Here is a 19898-nt window from a genome sequence, read left to right on the forward strand (position 1 = left end):
GTCGATGTTCGGGAGGCCGAAGGACGACGGGCCGAGGGCGAGCTTCCGCCAGCTGCTGCCCTACCTCACCGAGCATCGCGGCATCCTGGCGGTCGTCGTCGCGCTCAGCCTGGTCGGCGCGGCCACCTCGCTCGTGCAGCCGCTGCTCGTCAGCCAAGTGATCGGCATCGTGCAGAAGGGCGGCGCGCTCGGGTGGCTGGTGTGGGCGCTCGTCGCGCTCGTCGTCGTCTCGGCGCTCATCAGCGGCATCCAGCACTACCTGCTGCAGCGCGCGGGCACGAGCGTCGTGCTGTCGGCGCGCCGCCAGCTGGTGCGCCGGATGCTGCGCCTGCCGATCTCGGAGTTCGACCGCCGCCGCACCGGCGACCTCGTCTCGCGCGTGGGATCCGACACGACGCTGCTCTACGCCGTCATCACGCAGGGACTCGTGGATGCGATCGGCGGCGCCGTCGTGTTCGTCGGCGCGCTCATCGCGATGCTCGTCATCGACCCGGTGCTGCTCGGGCTGACCGTGCTGGTGATCGCGGTGTCGATCGTCGGCGTCGTCGCGCTCTCCTCCCGCGTGCGGGTCGCGAGCCGGCAGCAGCAGGAAAAGGTCGGCGACCTCGCGGCGGCGGTGGAGCGCGCGATCAGCGCGATCCGCACCGTGCGGGCGGCGAACGCCACCGAACGGGAGACCGTCGCGGTCGAGGAGGACGCGCGCGGGGCGTACCGGGCCGGCATCCGGGTCGCGAAGATCTCCGCGCTCGTCGTGCCGGTCGCGGGGATCGCGCTGCAGGTCTCGTTCCTCGTCGTGCTCGGCGTGGGCGGCTACCGGGTGGCGAGCGGGGCGATCACGATCGCGAACCTGGTCGCGTTCATCCTGTTCCTGTTCATGATGATCATGCCGCTGGGGCAGGCGTTCGGCGCGCTCAACTCCGTCAACCAGGCGCTCGGTGCGCTCGGCCGCATCCAGGAGATCATCACGACGCCGAGTGAGGACGAGGGCGACGCGGCGCTCGAGCCGGCCGCCCCCGGGTCGTCGGACGCGGCGATCGCCTTCGACGACGTGCGGTTCGGGTATCAGGTGCCCGAGGACGAGGACGGCACAGAGGTGCTGCACGGGGTCAGCTTCGAGGTGCCGCGCGGACAGCGCGTCGCCCTCGTCGGACCCTCCGGCGCGGGCAAGAGCACGATCCTCGCGCTCATCGAGCGCTTCTACGACCCGACCTCGGGCGTCGTGCGGGTCGGCGGCGCCGACGTACGGGGAATCGACCGGCTCGAGCTGCGCTCGCGGATCGGGTACGTCGAGCAGGATGCCCCGGTGCTGGCCGGCAGCATCCGCGACAACCTGCTGCTGGGCTCCCCGACGCGACCGACGACGACTGCCGCCGGGTGCTGCACGATGTCAATCTCGACGAGGTGCTCGCCCGCGATCCGAAGGGCTCGACGCGCCCGTCGGCGAGGACGGCGTCATGCTCTCCGGCGGCGAGCGTCAGCGCCTGGCGATCGCTCGGGCGCTCTTGCAACAGACGCCGATCCTGCTGCTCGATGAGGCGACCGCCTCGCTCGACGGGCTCAACGAGCAGCTGCTGCGGGATGCCATCGACGCCGTTGCGCAGGATCGCACCCTGCTCGTCATCGCCCACCGGCTCTCCACCGTCGTCGACTCGGACCGCATCGTCGTGCTCGACCACGGCCGCGTCGTCGGCGTCGGCACCCACTCGGAGCTCGTGGCATCCACCCCCTCTACCGCGACCTCGCGAAGCACCAACTCCTCGTCTGACTGGCCGAAAACGCATAGTGCGGGGGTCCCGCACTATGCGTTTTTGGCCAGTGGGGGCGGGATGTCACATCCGGGTGCGCTGCCTCGTCTCGTGCGTGACGACGCAACGGAGGAGGATGCGATGAAGGTGTTCGTGGCAGGTGGCACGGGAGTGGTCGGGCGGCGGCTGGTGCCGCAGCTGGTCGCGCGCGGCCACGAGGTGACGGCGACGACGACGAACCCGGCCAAGGTCGCCGGGATCGAAGCGCTGGGGGCGCGAGGCGTGGTCATGGACGGGCTGGATGCGGCATCCGTCGGCGAGGCCGTCGCGGCCGCCGAGCCCGACGCGATCGTGCATCAGATGACCGGCATCTCCGAGAAGCACGCGGGCAAGCCCGACCTGAAGCACATCGACCGCTGGTTCGGCCCCACCAACCGGCTGCGCACCGAGGGCACCGACCATCTGCTCGCCGCGGCCGCCGCGACGGGCGTGGCGCACGTCGTCGCCCAGAGCTATGGGTCGTGGAACGGCCTCCGCGAGGGCGGCTGGGTCAAGACCGAGGACGACCCGCTCGACCTGCACGAGGGCACCGCGGCGCACGCCAACTCGCTCGCCATCGCGCACCTCGAGAAGGCGGTGCTCGCCGTGGACGGCGCGGTGCTGCGCTACGGCGCGCTCTACGGCCCCGGCGCCAGCGACGATCAGGTGGAGCTGGTGCGCCGGCGGCAGTACCCGCTCGTCGGCAACGGCGAGGGCCGCAGCTCGTGGCTGCACCTGGACGACGCGGCGAGCGCGACGGTGCTCGCCCTCGAGCAGCGCGCCCGCGGGGTGTTCGACGTCGGCGACGACGAGCCCGCGGCCGCGAACGAGTGGCTACCCGCCCTCGCCCAGGCGGCCGGCGGCAAGCCGCCCATGCGCGTGCCGGTGTGGCTGGCCCGGATGCTCGCGGGCGAGGTGGCCGTCATCATGATGACGCAGGGCCGCGGCTTCTCGAACGCGAAGGCGAAGCGCGAGCTCGGCTGGACGCTGCGCTTTCCGTCGTGGCGGCAGGGATTCCGGGAGGGATTGGCATGAGCCGGACCGCGCAGGGACGCGCCGAGGAGTTCCAGGCGCTGCGCCCGCTGCTGTTCTCGATCTCCTATCGGCTGCTCGGCAGCGCGGCGGAGGCCGAGGATGCGGTGCAGGAGGCCTGGCTGCGGTACGACGCCGTCGAGGAGGATCCGGCATCCCCCAAGGCGTTCCTCTCCGCGGTCGTGACGCGCATTTCGATCGATCTGCTGCGCTCGGCGCGGATGCGGCGGGAGCAGTATGTCGGCACCTGGTTCCCCGAGCCGCTGCTCGAGGAGCCGTACCAGGACCCGGAGCACGCGACCGAACTGGCCGACACCCTCTCGATGGCCGCCCTGCTGCTGCTCGAGCGGCTCAGCCCGCTGGAGCGCGCCGTGTTCGTGCTGCGCGAGGTCTTCGGCTTCCCATTCGATGAGATCGCAGCGACGGTCGGGTCGTCCGAGGCGGCGTGCCGCCAGCTGGCATCCCGCGCCCGCCGGCACATGGAGGAGGGCCGGCCGCGGTTCGACGCCGACCGACGAGAGCGGGAGCGACTCGCGGAGCGCTTCTTCACGGCGCTGCACGACGGCGATGTCGAGAGCCTGCGCACGCTGCTCGCCGACGACGTGCACCTGGTCGCCGACAGCGGGGGCAAGGCGCCGCAGTGGGGCACCGGGATGTTCGGCGGGCGCAACGTGGTCAAGCTGCTGTCCGCGCTCATGCCGGACTTCCTGCGGATCGGTGGCGTCGTCGAGCCGCACGAGGTCAACGGTCAGCCGGGCGCGATCTTCCGCGATCGCGGCGGGCTCGTCATCACGACCTGGAGCCTCGACATCGCCGAGGGCCGCATCCAGACGATCCGCGCGGTCACCAACCCCGAGAAGCTCGGGCACATCGGGCCGGTCGCCGACAACTGGGCGATCGTGCGCCAGGTGAACGAGGGGCGCCGGCCCGGCAGTTAGCGGGCGTCGCCCGCGACCGCCGGAGCCGGGCGGTAGCGGAGGTCGACGGTGCGGCTGGGCACCGGCCCATCGAGCAGGAGATGCCGGATGCGACCGCCGAGGGCCTCGTAGAGGCGCACACCGTCTCCCAGCAGCACCGGCGCGATGTGGATGTCGATCTCGTCGATCAAGCCGAGGTCGAGCAGTTGCGCGCAGATGGACGGGGAGAAGACCTCGACGTTCTTCCCGCCGGCGGCGTCGAGCGCAATGCGGACCGCCTCGTCGACCGGGCAGGAGAGCACCGTGATGTCGTCGATCGGCTCCGCGTCGTCGGGATGATGCGTGAGCACGAAGATCGGCCCCTGCCAGGCCCCTCCGTAGGGGCGGGAGTCGCCGATGGCGCTGTCGAATCCGGAGCGTCCGGCGAGCACGGCGCCGGTGGTCTCGATGTACTCGCGATGCAGTCCCTCGCGAGTCGTCGCGCCCTCCATGAACGCCATGTCGTGCCCCGGACCTGCGACGTAGCCGTCGAGCGAGATGCAGAAGTGCATGAGCACCTTGCCCGCCGCGGTCTGGGGCGACAGCTCCACTAGCTCTGGTGCTCCATCACGACCGTGAGCACGAAGCCCACGAACAGCGCGACGGCCACCACGACGGAGGCGATGAGGACGATCCGAGCGGCCATGAGTCAATCCTGCCCCCGATCGGTGCCGGATGCCGCCACCACCACCCCGGCGCCCCGCAGCTCCTCGAGCGCCGCGGCACTCGATTCGGCGGCGACGCCCGCGACGAGGTCGGTCAGCACCCGCACCCGGCGGCCGGAGCGGAGGGCGTCGAGGGCGGAGGCGCGCACGCAGTAGTCGGTAGCGATCCCGGCGACGTCGACGTCGTCCACCCCGAGCCGGTCGAGCACGGCCGGGAAGCCGATGCCGTCGTCGTCGGTGCCCTCGAAGATCGAGTACGCGGGGCGGCCCTGGCCCTTGCGCACGTGCACGTCGACGAGCGTCGCGTCGAGCCCGGGGTCGTACTCGGCGCCGGGTGTGCCGGCGACGCAGTGCTCCGGCCAGGTCTCGACATAGTCCGGCGGGGCGTCCGAGGCGAAGTGGCCGCCGTTCGTGCCGTCGCCGTCGTGCCAGTCGCGGGAGGCGATGACGACGTCGTATCGCTCGGGATGCGCTCGCAGGTACGCGGAGATCCCCGCCGCGACGGCGTCGCCGCCGTCGACCCCGAGCGCCCCGCCCTCGGTGAAGTCGTTCTGCACGTCGATGATGAACAGCGCCCTGGTCACCCCTCCATCCAACCGCAGCCGGCGTCGGTCAGGTGTTCGACAGGTTGTCGCCGCAGCGGTAGACGGCCGTGGCGAGCGTGTCGAGGGCGCTCTTGGCCGCCGCGCTGATGCCCGGGCCCATGGCATAGAAGGTGAACACGAGCCGCGTGCCGTCCGAGGCGTCGATGAACCCGGAGAGGCTGTACTCGATGTCGATCCAGCCGGTCTTCGCGGTGACGTGCCCGCGGGCGATCGCGTTCGGGCCGGTGAACCGCGCCTGCAGTCCGCCGGAGCGCCCCGCCACGGGCAGCGCCGCCCGCACGACGTCGAGCCCCTGGGTTCCGGCCTGCACGATGCGCATGAGCTGTGTCAGGGTGCTCGCCGGCACGGCATTGCGCGGGCTCTCGCCCGACCCGTCGCGGATCGTGAGCCCGGTGCTCGGGATGCCGTACGGCGCGAGCGCCGCCGGGATGGCCTGCTGGAGCGATGCCGCCGATCCGTCGAGCCCCTGCTTCTTCGACACGATCCGCGCGAGCATCTCACCGAGCGTGTTGTCGCTCGGCAGCAGCAGTTGCGGCAGCAGGGTGCGCAGCGGCTGCGACACCACCTGCGCGAGGCGGGACGCACCGGCCGGCGCCGTGCCCGTGCCGGCGGCGACCGAGGGCGCGACGACGCCGCCGGGGTCGGCGGCGTGCAGGGCCTGCACGAAGGCGGCCCCGGCCCGGGCCACCGGGTCCGTGCTGCGCGGGCTCGTCTCGTACGCCGGGGTCTGGCGGTCGCCGTCGACCTGCAGCGCGGTGGTGTAGGACTGGTAGCCCTGCGTGCGCTCGCTCATCTTGACGTCGGGGTCCCACGCCGTGTCGGTCCAGTAGCTCGAATCGAGCACGACCGTCGTGATCGGAACACCCGGATGCGCGGCCGCGTAGGCGGTCAGCGCCTGGGCCGCGAGGGTGGAGAGCTTCGGCGCGCCGGCGTAGACGCTCTGCGCACCCGCCGGCGTGGCGCTGAGGGTCGCGTCACCGTGCCCGACGAGCACGACCGTCCCCGGCGCCCCGCCATCGACGACATCGGTCGGGATCCGGTAGTCGGGGCCGAGGACGTCGACGGCGGCGGCCGCGACGAGCACCTTGAGCAGGCTCGCGGTCGCGGTGGGTGTCGCGGCGTTGCGATCGAACAGCACCTCGCCGGAGTCGGCTCGCGCCACCTGGGCCTCGAGCGTCATGAGGCGCGGATCCGCCGCCGGACCGGCGATCGAGCACGTACGGAGCCGGCTCGCGGTCGCGGTCGCCGACGGCGTGGGGCGCGGCGGCGGGGTCGACACCCGAGGCGTCGGAGACGGCTCGGCGACGGCGAGCGTGCGACCGTACGCCATCCCGGCGAACACGGCACCGGTGCCGAGCAGCACGAACGCGAGCGCGGCGGCGCCCACGATCCAGGCGGCCGGATGGCGCCGGAACGCCGCCGCGATCCCGCCCCCTCGAGCCTGCCGGTCGTCGCTCACGCCGACACCCTACCCAGCCGGCGTGATCACTCCCCGGGGTAGCGCAGGCCGATCTGACGCCGGATTTCGTCCATCGTCTCCATGATCGCGACCGACTCCGCGGGCGGCAGCAGGTCGCCGGCGGCGTGCCCGTGCGCGACGAGCCGCTCGAGTTCGACGGCCTGGAACTGCATCCCGCGGCCCTCGACCTTCGACTCGTAGCTCTCCAGCACCGCGCCGTCGGACCCGATCACGCGGAACGACGTCGGCGTGTACCAGACCGGGTCGATCTCGATCCGCGCCTCGGTGCCGATGATCACCGCGCGGTTCGGACCGCGTGCGTCGAGCTCGGTGTGCAGCACCGCCATGCGCGCATCCGGATAGCCCAGGACGATGGCCGTCTGCTGGTCGACGCCGGTCGCGGTGGGGTCGGACATCGCCAGCACGCGATCCGGGGCGCCCAGCACGTCCCACGCGAACGACACCGGGTAGATGCCGAGGTCGAGCAGGGCGCCGCCGCCGAGGTCCGGGTTCTGCATGCGGCCGGCGGGGTCGGCGGAGGCCTTCTGGTCGTGGTCGGCGATGAGGCTGCGCAGCTCGCCGAGCGTGCCGGCGCCGATGATCTCGCGGATGCGGATCATGTGCGGCATCCAGCGCGTCCACATCGCCTCGAGCACGATGAGGCCCTCGACTCGGCGAGGTCGACGACCTGCTGCGCCTCGGCCGCATTGATCGTGTACGGCTTCTCGAGGAGCACGTGCTTGCCCGCCGCGAGCGCGAGCAGCGCCGCCGACGCGTGCGCCGAGTGCGGGGTCGCGACGTAGATCACGTCGACGTCGGGGTCGGCGACGAGCTCCTCATAGCTGCCGTGCGCGTTCGGGATGCCGTTGCGATCGGCGAATGCCCGCGCCTTGCCGAGATCCCGCGATCCGACCGCCGCGACCGGGGCGCCGATCAGCTGCAGGTCCTTCACGAACGACTGGGCGATACCGCCGGTGGCGAGGATGCCCCAGCGCAGGTGTTCCGTCATCCCGCCAGGCTACCGGCGCCCGGCCGGGCATCGCGGAGGGGGCGTGGCCGGCAGATGACCGGGGAGGACGCGGGGGCTGAGAACCCCACGTCCTCCCCGGAGCTGTGGGGGCGGCTAGCAGCTGACCCAGCGTGCCGCGGCTCGCGTGAAGCTCGACGGCTCGTTCGGGATACCGCCGTGCGACATGGCGAAGTAGATGCACACGTGCGCCGTGCTGCCCGTGTAGCTCGGGCGGTACAGGGAGAGCCGGTGGTCGATCGAGATCCACCACTTCGACGCGACCGTCGCGCCCGAGTTGCCGGAGCCGCCGGCGAGGTTGCCGTCGCAGCCGCGTGCCGGCACCCCGTCGCTGCGCGGCGTGCCGCTGTGGCCCCACGCGCTGTTCGGGTCGGTGCTCGGGTCCTCGGCGATCCAGAACAGCCGGTCCTCCATGCAGGAGTCGTACCGGAAGTTGCCCGAGGGGATCGGCGTGAGGCAGTTCTGCACGCGGATCGAGTTGTAGGTGGCCGAGAACGACTGGATGTCAGCGGTCGTCGTGCCGGTGATCATCCCCTGTCCGAGCGGGTCGGCCCGCCCGGGCGCGCTGCCGCCCCCGCCGCCGCCGCTCGGGCACGACTGACCGGCCGCCGCGCGCGCGGCGCGGCGCACCGACGCGCCCCGTCGCGGCTCGCGGCCGCCTGCGGCGTGATCACCACGGGCTTCGGCACCGGCTTCTGCGCCAGGTGCTCGGTGTCCGGGATGCTGCGCGCGGAGGCCAGCACGCTCGCCGTCTGCACCGTGACCGCGCTCGCGGCGTCGGCCGCGTCGGTCACCGGTGCCGCGGCAGCCGGATCGCTCGCCGCGACCGGCGCGATCGCCGCCGACTCGGCCGCGTACGCCGGCTCGAACAGCGATGGACCCGCGCCGCCGGCGAACGGCATCACGAGAATGAGTACGAGAGAGAAAACGGTGCCCAGAATCAGGGTCTTCTTCATGGTCCCCCCAGACCAAGCTCAGCTGAACACCGGCTCTCCCCCGGAGATGATTCCGATGTCTGTGTCGGACGCTACGCCCGCCTGCGGGTGGTGGCAACCCCGATGCGGGGGTCGCGACGGCTCGTGGGACCGCTTCGGAGCCCCGGGGTTCGCCGGCCTACGCCGGGTCGGGCCGGATGTTGTGGTTGCCGGCGAACACGTCGTCCGGGTCGTAGCGGCGTTTGATCGTCGCCAGCCGGCGCAGCGCGGCCGGGGGATAGATCGCGGCGACATCCTCGTCGGTGGCCGTCGACAGGAAGTTCCCGTAGGCGCCCACCACGAGCGGGCCGAGTCTCGCCCAGGTCGCGTCCAGTGCGCCACGAGCGGCCTCGACAACCGGCGGGGGCCCGCGAGGGTCGTGATCACCAAGAGCTCGGCGGCGCGATGCGCATAGGCGGTCGCGTCAGCGGGGACGCGCGCGACGGCACCGCCGAGACTCCGGACGCCGACGAATGGTCCTCCTGCCGACGAGGCGGTCTCCACCAGCGTGTCGAGCACCTCCTGCACCGATTCGGGGTCGACGAAGGCGCTCCGAGTGACCAGCCGGATGCCGAGGGGCGCCGTGGCGCCGTCGGCGAGGACCTCGGGGTACGGCGTGAGCGCGACGTCGTCGGCGATCACCGTGCCGAGAGCGCGGATCGGCGCGAGCGCGGTGGCGGCGCGTTCCGGATCATCACCGTCGAACACGACGCGGATGACGACCGGGGCATCCGGCCCGCCGGCGAAGGGGTTGGCCAGCTCGGCGGCCGAGGTGAGTTCGTCAGGGGCGTCGCGCAGATACTCCGCCCACCCCCGAAGCACCCGCGGAGCCTCCACGGCGGGAAAGGAGATCGCACCCGAGAAGACGTCGGTCGTCCTGTGCGCGACGAAGTCGAAGGCCACGACGATGCCGAAGTTGCCGCCACCACCGCGGATCGCCCAGAACAGGTCGGGGTTCTCATCGGCGCTCGCTCGCACGAGTCCGCCGTCCGCGACCACCACCTCGGCGGCGATCACGCTGTCCAGGGCGAGACCGTATCTGCGCACCTTCCAGCCGATTCCGCCCGACAGGGTCAGCCCGCCCACACCGACGCTCTTCGTGTCTCCGGACGAGATCGCCAGACCGAGCGGAGCCAGGTGCGCCGCGACCTGCCCCCACGTGGCGCCGCCGCCGATGCGCACGATGTTGCGCTCCCGGTCGAGCAGCCGCACCTCGGCCAGCCCGCCCAGCTCGATCACCACGCCGCCCTCGTTGGTGCCGAAGCCGGCGAACGAGTGGCCACCACCGCGGACGGACAGCGGCAGCGCGGCCTGGGTCGCGAAACGCACCGCCGCCTGCACATCGGCGACGTTCGCCGGGCGCAGGACATACGCGGGGCTCCCCGACGTCAGAACGGTCCGGCGCGCGGATTCGTACGCCGGCGCATCCGGTTCGATGATCTCGCCGAGGAAGTCACCGGCGAGGGTGTCGAGATGTGAATTCATGGGGATCCTCCGTGTCCGTTCGCAGGTCGACGATCAGGCACCGGCCGGGGCCGCCGGCTCGAGGTCGGTGACGGCGTCGCCGGTCGTCACGTCGAAGGGGACCGATACCTGGTCGTGTGCGATCACCCAGGTGCCGTCGACCTTCCGAAAGCCGAATGTGGCTCTGACCCACATCCCCGCTGTCGCCGAGCCGTTCTTCAGCGTGCCGCTCAGACGTCCGAAGCCGTGACCGAACGCCACATCGCCCCCGACTGTCAGGTGGAAGTCCCGAATCTCGTACGCGAGGTCGTCGAAGAACGCGAAGGCATTCGCCCAGTTCTTCATCTTCGCCTCCACCCCGAGATGCTGCAGGGGCGGGTCGATGTCGAACGACACGACGTCCGTCGCGTACAGGCCTCTCAGCCCCTCGGCATCCTTGGCGTGCAGGAAGTCGGCCAGGGCGTCGACCTGCTGTCGGATCCTGGTCGCATCCATGTCGTGTTCCGTGGCCATCCGGTCCATCCCTTCTTCGTGGTGCATCGTGTCGATTCCGATCTCGACCCCTCGGGCGGGTTCGCGCGCGCGGTTCAGAAGCCGGCGGCTGCCCGCAGCAGCAGAACGGTGCTGCGCCCGGGCTGCGGTTCGGCGTTGAGGACGAGGAGATGATTGATCGCGCTGGGAAAGCCGTAGGCGGCTTGCGCGCGCGCGTTCTCCAGCGGCAGGCAGTGCTCCTCCAGTCGCCGCAGCGCGGCACTCAGGTCCGTCACGATCTTCTGCGCACCCACGACCCAGATCCGGCGTGCGGCGCCTCCGGAGTACGAGGGCAGCTGACTTCCGCTGGCGGACGCGATCACCAGCGAGCCCTCCTCGGTGACCGCCGCAACACTTCCGAGAACGACATCGGGGGTGGCGAGCATGCGCCGGATGTCGTCGCCCTGCGTGGCTCGGTCCATCCTCAGTGCGAGCGGCTTGAGCGCGCGGTAGCGGCCGCCGGCCGTGACGTCCTCCTCGATCCCCGAGAGGCGGAGGGTCTCACTCGCGGCGGTGAACACGCTGGCACGTTCGGGGATCAGATCGCGGACGCGGGCTCGTGCCGCGTCAGCACCGTCGAGGATCTCCGGCGAGAAGCCGCGGGCCTGCAGAGCATCGGCCACGCGCTCCACCCGGTCGGCCGGCGCGGGCCGGGCGAAGGCCGCGGGGTGCGCCCGACCGGTCATGATCGTTCTGCCGTCGGGGCGCCGTGAGCCCGGAGCCCCGCCAGACGGCTCTCGATCTCCTCCACCGGCACAGCGCGCAGCGGCTGGTCGAACGCCCATCGATGTCCGGACGGGTCGAGGACCTCCCCGGTTCGCACCCCCAGAAGGCGTCCTCGACGTTGCGGCTTGGCGTCGCTCCGGCGGCCAGGGCACGTTGCATCGCCGCGTCGGTGTCCTCCACGCGCAGGCGGTAGGCCGCGGCCGATGTGCCGCTGGTCGCGGGGCTGGCCAGTTCGGTGCCCGGAACGGGCGCGGCCAGCGCGATCTGCAGACCGTGCAGGTCCAGCTCGGCGGTCGCGATGGTCCGGTCGGGAAGCCGGAGGATCCGGGTCACCCTGGCGCCCAGAGCCTGCTCGTACCAGCGGATGCCGCGATCCACGTCGTCGACGATCAGATGCAGGGCGAACGCCGGTGTGGTGCTGATCGCCTGTTCCATCGGGTGCTCCTCTGCCTGTTCGGATGACTCGCTACTTCGACGACACGGCGCCCGGGAATGTGAGGCCCGGGGAGGATCACCTCCAGCTGCCGAGCTTCTCCGGATTGCGGATGACCCAGAGGCGCTGGATGCGGTGGTCGGCGACATCGAACGCGTACACCGCGGCTGTCGTCCCGTGATCGAGGGCGACAAGGCCGGGCTGCCCGTTGACGGTCCGTTCGAGCAGGGTCAGGACGCCCGCACGGGTGGCCAGGCCTACCAGGAACTCGGCGATCCGATCGCCGCCCTCGATGGGGATCACGGACGCCCTGACGCGACCGCCACCGTCGGCCACGGCCGTCGCGGAGGGGTCGAGGATCGCGACCAGGGCGCCGATGTCCTTCGCCTCCCAGGCCCTCTTGAAGCTCCGCACCACGGCAGCACGTTCGCCGATGGACGCCGTGACCGGTCTCGCGTCCTTGATCCGACGGCGGGCCGAGGATGCCAGTTGGCGGCACGCGGCCGGCGTGCGCCCCACGATCTCCGCGATCTCGGTGAACGGGTAGCGGAAGACGTCGTGGAGGAGAAACGCCACGCGTTCGGCGGGGGTCAAGGAGTCGAGGATCACGAGAAGGGCCATGTCGACCGACTCGTCCAGCGTGATCCGGTCCGCCGGGTCGGCGGCCATCTCGGCGCCTCCGCTTCGCCACTGCACAGAATCGGGCAGCGGTTCGGGGAGCCACTCGCCGACGTACCCCTCGCGGCGCACGCGTGCGGAGCCGAGCAAGTCGAGGCACACCCGGCTCACGACCGTGTTCAGCCAGGCCCCCGGCGAATCGATGGCGTTCCGCTGTTCTGCGGCGAGGGCATACCAGCGGGTGTATGCCTCCTGGACGGCATCCTGGGCGTCGGCGAGGGAGCCCAGGAGCCGGTAGGCGAGATTGAGCAGCGCCCGCTCGTGGCCGAGGAGCGGCCCCCGGATACGTCCTCGTGCCTACCGCCTGCTGTGTCGTCCACCATGCCCTCCGCTTCTTCGACGAAGCAAGGGGCCGGAATGTGACATCAGCGGCCCGGCATCGCACGCGGCGCGGACTCTCATCGTGGAGCCACCTAAGGGAATCGAACCCTTGACCTATTCATTACGAGTGAATCGCTCTGCCGACTGAGCTAAGGTGGCGCGCCCCTGAGGGGCCCTGACGAGTGTAGCCGAGCCGGGCGGACCGTCTCACCGAGCCCGGCTCACCGATCGAGGAGGGTCGGCAGCAGCTCGGCGAGCTCGGCGAACGACTCGTGGATGCGATCCGCGATGCCCTCGGAGGAGTCGCGTTCCGCGGCGAAGCACATCCACGCGTGACGCATGGTGGCGATGCACACGAGAACGACGAGCCGCGCACGGCTGGAGCGGGCCTCGGGGGTCAGCTCAGGCTGCTCCATGGCCAGGCGACGGTCCACGACATCGGTGAGCTCGCCCTCGAAATGCCGGAACCGCTCCATGCGGATCGCCGAGATGTGCGGGTAGCGGTGGAAGACCTCCTTGCGCGCCGCCATGAGCTCGGCGTCGTGGAAGGCGTGCTCGGCGGCCGCGTCGAAGAGGTGGCCGAGGTCGGCGAGCAGGGGACCGCGCGAGGCGACGAACCGCTCGATCGTCTCGTCGTCCGGCATCTGCGGGCCCTCCCCGGCGAGGGCGGCCTCCTTGGACGGGAAGTAGTTGAAGAACGTGCGCGGCGAGACGTCGGCGATCCGGCTGATCTCGTCGACGGTCGTGGCCTCGAGGCCGCGCTCCCCCACGAGCTGGAGCGCGGCGAGCAGGATGGCGCGACGGGTCGCGAGGCGCTTGCGCTCGCGCAGGCCGGGTTCGACCGCCGTCTCGGACATGGTCCTATTCTTGCATCCAGTGCATTTTTGCGCCCGCTGGCGCGCTGGAGCTCAGAGCGAAGGCCATTTCTGGCCTTCGCCGCGACGCCAGCGCCGAGGCCCGTCTCGGGCCTCGGTCAACAGTGCGGGTCGCGGCTCGGCACCTTGTCGCTCACGAAGAAATCGTCGACCGCCGAATCCACGCAGCGGTTGCCCTTGTTGTAGCCGGTGTGCCCCTCGCCCGTGCGGGTGACGAGATGACCGTTCTGCAGCTCCTTCGCGAGGTTCTTCGCCCAGACGTACGGCGTCGCCGGGTCGTCGGTCGTGCCGACCACGATGATCGGCGCCGACCCGGCGGCGTGGATGGCGACGCGATCGCGCGAGCCGGGGAACGGCCACGTCGCGCACGACGTGCCGCCCCACGACATGACCGGGCCGAACAGGGGCGCCTGCGCGTCGAGCTGGGCGGCCTGGCGGCGCATGTCGGCCGGGTCGGAGTCGGTCTTGTAGTCCAGGCAGTTGATCGCCTGGAACGCCTCGGTCTCGTTCGACGAGTACGCCCCGCTCGAGTCCCGGTCGTTGTAGGAGTCCGCGAGCTGGAACGCGATCGAGGTGCCGCCCTGGCGCACGTCGTCGAAGAGCTGGTCGAGGTACTTCCAGTTGCTCTGGTCGTACAGCGGCAGGATGATCGCGGTGAACATGGTGTTCGCGCCGAGCATGCGGCCGTCCTCCCCGCGACCGGATGCTGCTGCAGCTGCTCGAGGAGCTGGTGCACCTGCGTCACCGCGCCGTTCACCGTGCCGTGGAACGGACATCCCTTACGACTCAGGCAGTCGCCGAGGTAGGCGCGGAAGGCGCTCTCGAAGCCCTTGGCCTGGGTGAGCGTGACGTCGAAGTCGCTCGTGGCCGGATCCAGCGCCCCGTCGAGCACGAGCCGGCCGGTCTTCCTCGGGTAGAGCTGCGCGTAGGTCGCACCGAGCAGCGTGCCGTAGGAGTAGCCGAGGTAGTTCAGCTTCTTGTCGCCCAGCACCGCGCGCAGCAGGTCGATGTCGCGCGCCGCACTGTCGGTGTCGACGTACTGGAGCAGCGCCCCGGTGTTCTTCAGGCAGGCCTGGCCGAACTGGCCGTTCTCCTTCTCGACCTGGGCGATCCACGCATCGGACCCGGGCGTGCCGGGCACGATCCCGTAGATGAAGTCGTCCAGCTCGCGCGAGCCGCCGCAGTCGACGGCGGACGACGCCCCGACGCCGCGGGGATCGAACCCGACGATGTCGAAGTGCTGCTCGAGGGTCGAGTCGACCGCATAGCTCAGGCTCTGCTTCACGAAGTCGACCCCCGATGCGCCCGGACCCCCGGGTTCACGAGGAGCGAGCCGATCGGCGTGCCCGATGCGACGTGCCGGATGAGCGCGAGCTTGATCGACGCCTTGCCGGGGTCCTTCCAATCCATCGGCGCGCGCGCGTCGGCGCACTGGAATCCGCCGGCGCACGCCTGCCAGTGCAGAACCTGCGAGTAGAAGGGCTGCAGCGCGGGTTCGACCTTCTCCCCCGTCGGCTTCGAGGTCGTCGAGTGCGGGCGCGCGGGTGGGAACAGCGTCGAGCATCCGCTCAGCAAAAGGGCCGCTGCGCAGACGGCGGCGAGGGCCGCGACACGGATCCGGGTGCCGCGGCGGGAAGTCATCACGGGCACATCCTGCCAGGGCGGGCGTGCGATCCGGCTGAGCCGTCGCTCAGGGTCGCCGCACGGCGGCACTCTGCCCTCAGGTCGCCGCACGGCGGCACTGCGCCCCTAGGGTCGCCGCACGGCGGCGACCAGCACCGCCTCCAGGGCGAGGGCGGGCGCGACGTTGCCCTGGATGCGCTCGCGCGCCGCGGCGATCGCATCGAGCGTGGCGAGCGTGCGCTCGGGCGTCGATGCCCGGGCGGCCGACTCGAGCTCGCCGAAGATCGCGAGGTTGACCGGTTCCGAGTCGACGTCGAGCTGCCGCAGCAGGATGTCGCGGTACAGCGACAGCAGGTCGACCAGGATGCGATCGAGCCCGTCGCGCAGGCTCCGCGTCGCGCGGCGCTTCTGGTCCTCCTCGAGCGCCTTGAGCTGGGCGCGCAACCCGGGCGGAACCGTGCCGCCGGGCTCGACGCCGAGCGAGCGCAGCGCGGCGGCGCGCTCCTCCTCGTCGCGTTCGGCGGTGATGGCCTTCGCGTCGGCGTCGGCGACCTCGAGCAGCTCCGCGGCCGCCAGCACCGCGCCGGAGACGCTCCGGATGCCGAGGGCGAGCTGGAGGGTGCGCGCCCGCCGCGCCCGGGCCTCGTCGCTCGTCGCGAGCCGGTGCGCCATGCCGATGTGCGACTGCGCCTCACGCGCGGCGCGCTCCGCGTCGGGGCGCGGCACGGCATCCCGGCGCTCGATGAGGTCGGCGACCTCGGCGACGCTCGGCACCCGCAGCCGCACGGTGCGCACGCGCGACCGGATCGTCGGCAGCAGGTCGGCCTCGCTCGGGGCGCACAGGATCCAGACCGTGCGCGGCGGCGGCTCCTCGAGCGCCTTCAGCAGCACGTTCGAGGTGCGCTCGGTCATGCGATCGGCATCCTCGATGATCATGACCCGGTAGCGGCCGACGCTCGGCGAGAACTGACTCGTCGACACCAGTCGGCGCACCTCCTCGATCGAGATGACGACGCGCTCGGTGCTCAGCACGCCGAGGTCGGGATGCGTGTGCGCCTCCACCTGGGCATCCGTGACCGCGTCGCCGCCCCCGCGCGAGAGCAGTGCGGCGGCGAAGGCGTACGCCAGCGTCGATCGGCCCGATCCCGGGGGCCCGTGATGAGCCAGCTGTGCGCGAGGGTGTCCTTGGTGTCGCCGGCGGGGGCCGCCGCCGCGGTGCGCATGGTCGCGATCGCCGCGGCCTGACCGGTCAGCTCATCCCACAGCGCCACGGCTCGAGGCTACCGGCCACCACCGGGAGCGGGTCGCGTCCGGCTCAGCCGACCAGCTCGGCGACGCGGGCGCGGATCGCAGCGGCGAGCTCCTCCACCGGGAGCGTCGCGTCGAGCACGAGGAAGCGCTCCGGCTCGGCGGCGGCGAGCGCGAGGTACGCGTCGCGCACCCGGCCGTGGAACTCGGCGGCCTCCGCCTCGAGCCGGTCGTACCGGGTGCGCGCGGCGTCGAGGCGCGTGCGTCCGATCGCGGGGTCCAGGTCGAGCAGCACGGTCAGGTCGGGCAGCAGGCCCTCGGTCGCCCAGAGCGACACGTTGCGGATCTCGCCGCCGTCGATCTCGCGTCCCGCGCCCTGGTAGGCGACCGACGAGTCGAGGTAGCGGTCCTGGATGACGACCTCGCCCCGCGCGAGCGCCGGCCGCACGAGCGTGGCCACGTGGTGGGCACGATCGGCGGCGTAGATGAGCGCCTCGGCGCGGGGCGCGATGTGGCCGCGCCGGTGCAGCACGATCTCGCGCAGCTCGTCGCCGAGCTCCGTGCCGCCCGGCTCGCGCGTGCGCACGACGGTGCGACCCGCCTCGGTGAGCCAGGTTTCGAGCAGTGCGGCCTGGGTCGACTTGCCCGCGCCGTCGCCGCCCTCGAACGTGACGAACAGACCGCCGCCGCCCGGCCGAGTGCGGCCCTGCGCCATCGGGGACCTACTTCTTCGCGACGGTGCGCCGGGCCGTGCCGCCCGTGCGCCGGGCGCCGGTCTTCGGCTTGGCCGGGCCCTTCGCCCGCTTGTCGGCGAGCAGCTGCACGGCGCGTTCGAAGTCGACGGACTCCACGTCTTCGCCCCGCGGGATCGTGGCGTTCGTCTCGCCGTCGGTCACATACGGTCCGAAGCGCCCGTCGCGGATGCGGATGGGCTTGCCGCTGACGGGATCGGCGTCGAACTCCTTGAGCGCGCTCGACGGCCGCCGAGCGCCGTACTTGGGTTGGGCGAACACCGCGAGCGCACCGGGAAGGTCGATCTCGAAGATCTGCTGCTCCGACTCGAGCGATCGGCTGTCGGTGCCCTTCTTGAGGTAGGGCCCGAACCGGCCGTTCTGCGCCGTGATCTCCTCGCCCGACTCGGGGTCGGCGCCGACGACACGCGGCAGGCTCAGCAGCATGAGCGCCGTGTCGAGATCGACGGTCGCCGGGTCCATCGACTTCAACAGGGATGCCGTGCGCGGCTTCGGCGCGTCCTTCTTGGCGGGCTTCTTCTTCGGCTTCGGCTTCACCTCGCCCGTGGCCGCATCGACGGTCTCGCCGCCGTCGGTGGGCTCCTCCGGGAGCAGCTCGGTCACGTACGGGCCGTAGCGGCCGTCCTTCGCGACGATGGTGCGGCCGTTCTCGGGGTTCTCGCCGAGCACACGGTCGCCGACCTCAGGCGCCTCGATGAGCTCGCGCGCCCGCGCCTCGGTCAGCTCGTCGGGCGCCATCTCGTCGGGCACGTTCACCCGGCGCGGGGTGTCCGATCCCTCGACGGGCACCTCGAGGTAGGGACCGTAGCGCCCGATGCGGAGGGTGATGTCGTCGGCGATGCGCACCGAGTTGATGTCGCGGGCGTCGATCTCGCCGAGGTTCTCGACGACGTTGCGCAGGCCCCGGTGCTTGTCGCTGCCGAAGTAGAACTCGGTCAGCCAGCCGACCCGCTCGGCCTCGCCGTCGGCGATCCGGTCGAGGTCCTCCTCCATCTCCGCGGTGAAGTCGTAGGCGACGAGGTCGGCGAAGTGGTCCTCCAGCAAGCGGACGACGCTGAACGCGATCCAGTTCGGCACGAGCGCGGTGCCGCGCGGCGTGACGTAACCGCGGTCGATGATCGTGGAGATGATGCTCGCGAACGTCGAGGGGCGGCCGATGCCGAGCTCCTCGAGCGTCTTCACGAGGCTCGCCTCGGTGTAGCGCGGCGGCGGGCTGGTCTCGTGGCCCTTCGCCTCGACCTCCTGGTCGTCGAGCTCCTGGCCCTCGGTCAGCGGCGGCAGGTCGTCGCCCTCGGCGTCCGCGGCCGCGTCGCCGCGCGTCTCGGCGTCCTCCCGCGTGGCGTCGGTGCCCTCCTCGTACGCGGAGAGGAACCCGCGGAATGTGATGACGGTGCCGGATGCCGTGAACTCGGCGGTGCCGGCATCCGCGGTCGCACCGTCGATCGTCACGGTCGCGGTCGACCCGCGCGCGTCCGCCATCTGCGATGCGACGGTGCGCTTCCAGATCAGGTCGTAGAGCTTGAAGTCGTTGCCCCGCAGCACGCCGGCGAGCTCCGAGGGCGTCTTGAACACGTCGCCGGCCGGCCGGATCGCCTCGTGCGCCTCCTGCGCGTTCTTCGACTTGCCGGAGTACATGCGCGGCTTCTCGGGCACCGTCTCGGCGCCGTAGAGCTTCGCCGCCTGGCTGCGCGCGGCATTGATCGCCTGCTGCGACAGGTTCGGCGAGTCGGTGCGCATGTAGGTGATGTGGCCGTTCTCGTACAGCCCCTGCGCCACGCTCATCGTCTGTCGCGCCGAGAACCGGAGCTTGCGGGCGGCCTCCTGCTGCAGCGTGGAGGTCGTGAACGGCGCCGCGGGGCGCCGCGTGTACGGCTTGGACTCGACGGACGCGACACTCCAGCGGGCGGTATCCGCACGCAGCGCCGCGGCGAGGCGCTCGGCGGAGGCCTCGTCGAGGGCGACCGCGTCGTTCTTCAGGACGCCGCGGTCGTCGAAGTCGCGACCGGTGGCGATCCGGCGCGCGTCGAGGCGGACGAGCTTGGCCTGGAACGACGGCCCCCGCCCGTGGCGGCGAGCCGGGCCACGAGATCCCAGTATCCGGCCGACACGAAGGCGAGCCGCTCGCGCTCCCGGTCCACGACCAGGCGGGTCGCCGCGGACTGCACGCGCCCCGCGGACAGGCCAGGCCCGACCTTGCGCCAGAGCACGGGCGAGACCTCGTAGCCGTAGATGCGGTCGAGCGCCCGGCGCGTCTCCTGGGCGTTCACGAGGTCCATGTCGATCTCGCGCGTGTTCTGCTCGGCGCGCTGGATGGCCTCCTTGGTGATCTCGTGGAACACCATGCGCTTGACGGGCACCTTGGGGTTCAGCACCTCGAGCAGATGCCACGCGATGGCCTCGCCCTCGCGGTCCTCATCCGTTGCGAGGTAGAGCTCGTCGGCGTCCTTGAGGGCCTTCTTGAGCTCGGAGACCGTCCTCTTCTTCTCGTCGCTGACGACGTAATAAGGAACGAAGCCGTTCTCGACGTCGATCGAGAACCTGCCCATGAGCCCCTTCTTGAGCTCCGGCGGCAGGTTCTTCGGTTCGATGAGGTCGCGGATGTGACCGACCGAGGCCTGCACCTCGTAGCCGTCGCCCAGGTACTGGGCGATGGTCTTGGCCTTCGCCGGTGACTCGACGATCACCAGCTTCTTGCTGTCGGGCACGGTCCACCTTCCATTCGTGCGACACCATACACAGTCGTTC

At 71.5% G+C, this 19898-nt stretch carries 17 protein-coding genes, 1 tRNA gene and 4 pseudogenes; 3 read left to right on the top strand and 19 right to left on the bottom strand.

Annotated features, from left to right (window positions below; all coding sequences use genetic code 11):
- Nucleotides 1–4: 4 nt before the first annotated feature.
- The 3 genes from QQK35_RS05620 to QQK35_RS05630 are packed head-to-tail and all read left to right on the top strand — an operon-like array spanning nt 5 to nt 3754.
- A complete protein-coding gene (locus tag QQK35_RS05620) occupies nt 5–1534 on the top strand; it encodes an ABC transporter ATP-binding protein (protein ID WP_284253305.1) in 1530 nt (509 codons plus the stop codon).
- Complete coding sequence (locus QQK35_RS05625) at nt 1455–2819, top strand: NAD-dependent epimerase/dehydratase family protein (protein ID WP_284253306.1); 1365 nt, start codon at nt 1455–1457, stop codon at nt 2817–2819. Before QQK35_RS05620 ends, QQK35_RS05625 begins: the two co-directional genes overlap by 80 nt.
- Nucleotides 2816–3754 carry an RNA polymerase sigma-70 factor gene (locus QQK35_RS05630; RefSeq protein WP_284253307.1) on the top strand — a complete coding sequence of 313 codons (939 nt, stop codon included), beginning with the start codon at nt 2816–2818 and terminating at the stop codon, nt 3752–3754. The genes QQK35_RS05625 and QQK35_RS05630 overlap by 4 nt, the downstream gene beginning before the upstream one ends.
- Here the strand turns inward: QQK35_RS05630 and QQK35_RS05635 are convergent.
- The 19 genes and pseudogenes from QQK35_RS05635 to topA form a co-directional block, all read right to left on the bottom strand.
- Complete coding sequence (locus QQK35_RS05635; protein WP_284253308.1) at nt 3751–4323, bottom strand: dihydrofolate reductase family protein; 573 nt, start codon at nt 4321–4323, stop codon at nt 3751–3753. The genes QQK35_RS05630 and QQK35_RS05635 overlap by 4 nt on opposite strands.
- A gap of 98 nt (nt 4324–4421) precedes the next feature.
- Nucleotides 4422–5021: an isochorismatase family protein gene (locus QQK35_RS05640; protein WP_284253309.1), complete on the bottom strand. Its 600-nt coding sequence runs from the start codon at nt 5019–5021 to the stop codon at nt 4422–4424.
- 28 nt (nt 5022–5049) lie between these two features.
- The gene (locus QQK35_RS05645; protein WP_284253310.1) at nt 5050–6501 is read right to left on the bottom strand and encodes a D-alanyl-D-alanine carboxypeptidase; all 1452 of its coding nucleotides are present in this window, start codon (nt 6499–6501) and stop codon (nt 5050–5052) included.
- A gap of 26 nt (nt 6502–6527) precedes the next feature.
- Nucleotides 6528–7510 (bottom strand): annotated as a pseudogene (locus QQK35_RS05650) (Gfo/Idh/MocA family protein).
- 114 nt (nt 7511–7624) lie between these two features.
- Nucleotides 7625–8059, bottom strand: coding sequence for a hypothetical protein (locus QQK35_RS05655; protein ID WP_284253311.1), 435 nt, complete (start codon nt 8057–8059; stop codon nt 7625–7627).
- Nucleotides 8056–8433 carry a hypothetical protein gene (locus QQK35_RS05660; RefSeq protein ID WP_284253312.1) on the bottom strand — a complete coding sequence of 126 codons (378 nt, stop codon included), beginning with the start codon at nt 8431–8433 and terminating at the stop codon, nt 8056–8058. Before QQK35_RS05660 ends, QQK35_RS05655 begins: the two co-directional genes overlap by 4 nt.
- Nucleotides 8434–8502: 69 nt before the next feature.
- Entirely contained in the window at nt 8503–9987 is a 1485-nt protein-coding gene (locus QQK35_RS20280) for an FAD-binding oxidoreductase (protein ID WP_431311796.1), read from the bottom strand.
- A gap of 33 nt (nt 9988–10020) precedes the next feature.
- Nucleotides 10021–10488, bottom strand: a complete 468-nt coding sequence (locus QQK35_RS05675; RefSeq protein WP_284253313.1) for a YybH family protein — start codon at nt 10486–10488, stop codon at nt 10021–10023.
- Nucleotides 10489–10553: 65 nt separating this feature from the next.
- Complete coding sequence (locus QQK35_RS05680) at nt 10554–11129, bottom strand: LUD domain-containing protein (RefSeq protein ID WP_284253314.1); 576 nt, start codon at nt 11127–11129, stop codon at nt 10554–10556.
- Nucleotides 11065–11658, bottom strand: a complete 594-nt coding sequence (locus tag QQK35_RS05685) for a VOC family protein (protein WP_284253315.1) — start codon at nt 11656–11658, stop codon at nt 11065–11067. Before QQK35_RS05685 ends, QQK35_RS05680 begins: the two co-directional genes overlap by 65 nt.
- Nucleotides 11659–11734: 76 nt before the next feature.
- Nucleotides 11735–12619, bottom strand: coding sequence for an RNA polymerase sigma factor SigJ (gene sigJ, locus QQK35_RS05690; RefSeq protein WP_348534996.1), 885 nt, complete (start codon nt 12617–12619; stop codon nt 11735–11737).
- 119 nt (nt 12620–12738) lie between these two features.
- Nucleotides 12739–12814 (bottom strand) — tRNA-Thr (locus QQK35_RS05695).
- 62 nt (nt 12815–12876) lie between these two features.
- Nucleotides 12877–13512 carry a TetR family transcriptional regulator gene (locus tag QQK35_RS05700; RefSeq protein WP_284253316.1) on the bottom strand — a complete coding sequence of 212 codons (636 nt, stop codon included), beginning with the start codon at nt 13510–13512 and terminating at the stop codon, nt 12877–12879.
- 116 nt (nt 13513–13628) lie between these two features.
- Entirely contained in the window at nt 13629–14210 is a 582-nt protein-coding gene (locus QQK35_RS19650) for an alpha/beta hydrolase (RefSeq protein WP_348534894.1), read from the bottom strand.
- A 44-nt stretch (nt 14211–14254) separates the two neighbouring features.
- Nucleotides 14255–14815: pseudogene (locus tag QQK35_RS19655) on the bottom strand (alpha/beta fold hydrolase); the annotation flags it as partial.
- Entirely contained in the window at nt 14812–15174 is a 363-nt protein-coding gene (locus QQK35_RS19660) for a hypothetical protein (RefSeq protein ID WP_348534895.1), read from the bottom strand. The gene QQK35_RS19660 and the pseudogene QQK35_RS19655, both read right to left, overlap by 4 nt.
- Before the next feature lie 105 nt (nt 15175–15279).
- Nucleotides 15280–16424 (bottom strand): annotated as a pseudogene (locus QQK35_RS05710) (DNA polymerase III subunit delta').
- Between the two features lie 44 nt (nt 16425–16468).
- Nucleotides 16469–17116 (bottom strand): dTMP kinase, encoded by a 648-nt coding sequence (gene tmk, locus QQK35_RS05715; RefSeq protein WP_284253317.1) that lies wholly within the window; start codon nt 17114–17116, stop codon nt 16469–16471.
- A 7-nt stretch (nt 17117–17123) separates the two neighbouring features.
- Nucleotides 17124–19858, bottom strand: a pseudogene (topA, locus tag QQK35_RS05720) (type I DNA topoisomerase).
- Nucleotides 19859–19898 lie beyond the last annotated feature (40 nt).

This window comes from Pseudolysinimonas kribbensis (assembly GCF_030161895.1).
GTDB classification, from domain to species: Bacteria; Actinomycetota; Actinomycetes; order Actinomycetales; family Microbacteriaceae; genus Pseudolysinimonas; species Pseudolysinimonas kribbensis.

Coding starts and splice junctions, on each gene's coding strand:
- QQK35_RS05620 (WP_284253305.1), top strand. CDS start 5: ATGTTCGGGAGGCCGAAGGACGACGGGCCGAGGGCGAGCTTCCGCCAG.
- QQK35_RS05625 (WP_284253306.1), top strand. CDS start 1,455: ATGCTCTCCGGCGGCGAGCGTCAGCGCCTGGCGATCGCTCGGGCGCTC.
- QQK35_RS05630 (WP_284253307.1), top strand. CDS start 2,816: ATGAGCCGGACCGCGCAGGGACGCGCCGAGGAGTTCCAGGCGCTGCGC.
- QQK35_RS05655 (WP_284253311.1), bottom strand. CDS start 8,059: ATGATCACCGGCACGACGACCGCTGACATCCAGTCGTTCTCGGCCACC.
- QQK35_RS20280 (WP_431311796.1), bottom strand. CDS start 9,987: ATGAATTCACATCTCGACACCCTCGCCGGTGACTTCCTCGGCGAGATC.
- QQK35_RS05675 (WP_284253313.1), bottom strand. CDS start 10,488: ATGGACCGGATGGCCACGGAACACGACATGGATGCGACCAGGATCCGA.
- QQK35_RS05685 (WP_284253315.1), bottom strand. CDS start 11,658: ATGGAACAGGCGATCAGCACCACACCGGCGTTCGCCCTGCATCTGATC.
- QQK35_RS05700 (WP_284253316.1), bottom strand. CDS start 13,512: ATGTCCGAGACGGCGGTCGAACCCGGCCTGCGCGAGCGCAAGCGCCTC.
- QQK35_RS19650 (WP_348534894.1), bottom strand. CDS start 14,210: ATGCTCGGCGCGAACACCATGTTCACCGCGATCATCCTGCCGCTGTAC.
- tmk (WP_284253317.1), bottom strand. CDS start 17,116: ATGGCGCAGGGCCGCACTCGGCCGGGCGGCGGCGGTCTGTTCGTCACG.